Here is a 2,757-nt window from a genome sequence, read left to right on the forward strand (position 1 = left end):
CCCATCCAGCGGCGCCTGGCGCGCCGCCTTGCCTGCCAATTCGGCTGCAGCAGAGACGGTTTCATCTGCACCGAGGCCGTAGCGGCGCAGCGCCGCGACGGCAGACTCCTGCCGGACGCGCAACGCGGCCTTCGGACCGGCGATTTCCCACGCCGCCGGCAGCGCCTTGGCGACCCGCGCGGGGGCGAAGTTGTAGAAGATCGCGGTAACCACGTCGGGGGATACCATGCCCAGCGGCGCCGACCGGGCGGCGAAGTAGCCCATCCAGAACCCGCGGTAACCCAGCCCGTTGAGCGCCGCCCGCGCCTCCGGCGCGAAGTACGTGACTGCATGCACCGGCTCGAACCGGTCGAAGAAGCGGCGGGCCAGTTTTGGTCCTCTGCGCACGGTCGCAGTTAACCACATTGAGCTATCAGCGCTTGGCCTGCCATCCTGTAGTCATGGCACAGTTTCGCGATCCGGGGCCAATATCGTTTGATGCCGTCATCGAACGCCCCGACGGGCCAGGAGCTTACGTAACATTTCCTTTCGATGCGCTGGACCTTTTCGGTGTTCGGGCGCGGGTGCCGGTAAAAGCAAGGTTCGACGGCCAGGTGGACTACTCCGGCTCACTGGCCCCGTTTGGGGGTCAGCATCGGCTCGGTGTGCGCAAAGACATCCAGGAGTCCTTGGGCAAGACCCATGGCGACAGGGTCAGCGTTGAGCTGACCCTCGACGCCGACCGTTAGTCGCGGTCGTGGTGGCATGCGGCCTCGAGCTTGATGCCGAACGGATCGGACCAAAACGCGGCGTAGTAGTGACCCGGGTACTGCGGAAAATCTTGGGGCGCATGGATCACGGTGCCGCCCACGCTGATCACATGGTCATGACCTCGGTCGACCAGCGATCGACGTCGGACTATGAAGGCCAGGTGCTGTAAACCGGTCCGTTCCGGCGAGTACGGGCCGGCGACCGCGGTGGGGTAGAAGAACAGGTAGGTGCCGGGTTTGTTGTCGGCGGGTTTGTAAGAGAACTCGTCGTCGCCGGCAAAGAACGCTTCGAAGCCGACCAAAGGCATCAGCTCGTCGTAGTAGCGCTTCGCCGTCGTGAGGTCTGGGACGTTGATTCCGAGGTGACCGAGCATCACTGACCCTTCCTGGATTGTTCGTCGGCAATGATTTCCGGCAACTGGTCGGCGAGTTCTTCGTGCCAGGCGATTTCGGCTCGCAGCCGGTCAAGGCGATGCTTGACCATCAGCTTTTCGGAAACCGTCAGATAGCGGTCGGCAGCACCTGCGCGGGCCTCCCATTCAGTGAGCATCGCTGACAGCGACGCGGCGCGGGCCGCGACAGTCGCCGGGAGATCCGTCAGGTGATCCGGATCCAAACGTGTCATCGCCAAGTCGAACGGATCCGGTTTGATCACGATGTCGCTCAACGCCCGCATCCGCAGGCCTGACAAGGCTTCCCGGCCCGCGTCGGTGATCGACCAAATCTGTCGTGGCGGGTAGGCCCCCGCCTGTTCGACGCGGACCTGCTCGATGAGATTTTCGGTCGCGAGACGTTTGAGCGCGCCGTACAACCCACCCACGGTGATATCGGTCCACATCGCGACATGTTCCTGTTCGGCAAGTAGTCGCAGTTGGTGTCCGTGCATAGGTCCGCGCTGCTCCAGCGACCCCAAAATGAAAACCCGGATCGATGACACCCAACTACTCTTGCATAAGTAGTCTTGCAAGGCTAGTATTTGCCGCATGGTGTCGGCGCTGCTGTATCAAGCGTTTTATCGGATCGGTTTCACTCCGTGGGATGGCCACGAGCTGTCGGCTACATTGCGGAAACTGATCGAGGGCCCGGCCGCATTGCCCGCGGGTACCGCGATCGATATCGGTTGCGGCACAGGCGATTCGTCGATCTATCTAGCGCGCCACGGATGGCAGGTAACGGGAGTCGATGTCGCGGCGAAGGCGCTCGAGAAGGCTGGCGCCAAGGCCGCTGCCGAGCACGTTGAGGTGGACTTCGCGCGGGCCGATGCGACCCGGTTGAGTTCGGCGGGGGTAGGCGAGGCCTTCACGCTGATCCTCGACAGCGGCTGCCTGCATGGCATGAGCGATGACGCCCGCGACCGCTACGTTGCGGAACTCGGCGCGGTAGCAGCCCCGCAATCGCACCTGTTGATCTTCGCGTTCACTCCTGGCGGACAGGTCGGCGTGCGCGGCATCGATCACGCTGAGGTTGAACGACGTTTCACCCCGCAATGGGTTTTAGTTTCGGCCGCAGACGAAACCGAGATGACCAACAACCCCCAACATCCGGCGCGCCACTATCTGCTGCAGCACTGCGCGTAGCTCGCCTCTTACTCACGCGCGACGAGCGCCGCGTGTGAAATTGTGTTGCACACAATGTCTCGCCAGATGGTCGAACAGCACAGGCTGATGAACACGTTCTAGAGTTCTGCGCGGCGCACTTCAGCGATCTCACCAGCCCCTTTAGTCACAAGCTCAAGGGCTAGTTGCTTCTCCGATTTGAATGTGTATGTGATATCAGAGCCCGGGTGATATCGCATGCGCATTCGTTTCCAAAATGATGTGTACCCCGACTTCCTGGTGCGCAGGTGGCTGGTGTGACCGCAGCGGCGGTCGTAGTCGAGGGACGCGCTTCGGCGTAGGCGGCCGCCGAGAAGATCCCCACTACCGCTTCAACATTCGCTTGAGGATCGGCAACACCACGGGAGTCGTCACGAACCGAGTCGATCCGAGCGCCAACTTCACCTGCGGTC

The 2,757-nt window shown here is 62.3% G+C and carries 5 protein-coding genes; 2 read left to right on the plus strand and 3 right to left on the minus strand.

Going from position 1 to position 2,757, the window contains the following annotated elements; translation table 11 throughout:
- A partial coding sequence (locus WAN71_RS15960) for an SCO6745 family protein (RefSeq protein ID WP_422226262.1) occupies positions 1 to 387 on the minus strand: 387 nt, incomplete at its 3' end.
- A gap of 53 nt (positions 388 to 440) precedes the next feature.
- Between WAN71_RS15960 and WAN71_RS15965 the strand changes: the two genes are divergently transcribed.
- Positions 441 to 728, plus strand: coding sequence for a DUF1905 domain-containing protein (locus WAN71_RS15965; RefSeq protein WP_422226263.1), 288 nt, complete (start codon positions 441 to 443; stop codon positions 726 to 728).
- Here WAN71_RS15965 and WAN71_RS15970 read toward each other — a convergent pair.
- Positions 725 to 1,123, minus strand: coding sequence for a VOC family protein (locus tag WAN71_RS15970; protein WP_422226264.1), 399 nt, complete (start codon positions 1,121 to 1,123; stop codon positions 725 to 727). The genes WAN71_RS15965 and WAN71_RS15970 overlap by 4 nt on opposite strands.
- Entirely contained in the window at positions 1,123 to 1,686 is a 564-nt protein-coding gene (locus WAN71_RS15975) for a PadR family transcriptional regulator (RefSeq protein WP_422226265.1), read from the minus strand. Before WAN71_RS15975 ends, WAN71_RS15970 begins: the two co-directional genes overlap by 1 nt.
- Positions 1,687 to 1,732: 46 nt before the next feature.
- Between WAN71_RS15975 and WAN71_RS15980 the strand changes: the two genes are divergently transcribed.
- Positions 1,733 to 2,326 carry a class I SAM-dependent methyltransferase gene (locus WAN71_RS15980; protein WP_422226266.1) on the plus strand — a complete coding sequence of 198 codons (594 nt, stop codon included), beginning with the start codon at positions 1,733 to 1,735 and terminating at the stop codon, positions 2,324 to 2,326.
- Positions 2,327 to 2,757 lie beyond the last annotated feature (431 nt).

Source organism: Mycobacterium sp., from assembly GCF_049280035.1.
Lineage (GTDB): Bacteria > Actinomycetota > Actinomycetes > Mycobacteriales > Mycobacteriaceae > Mycobacterium.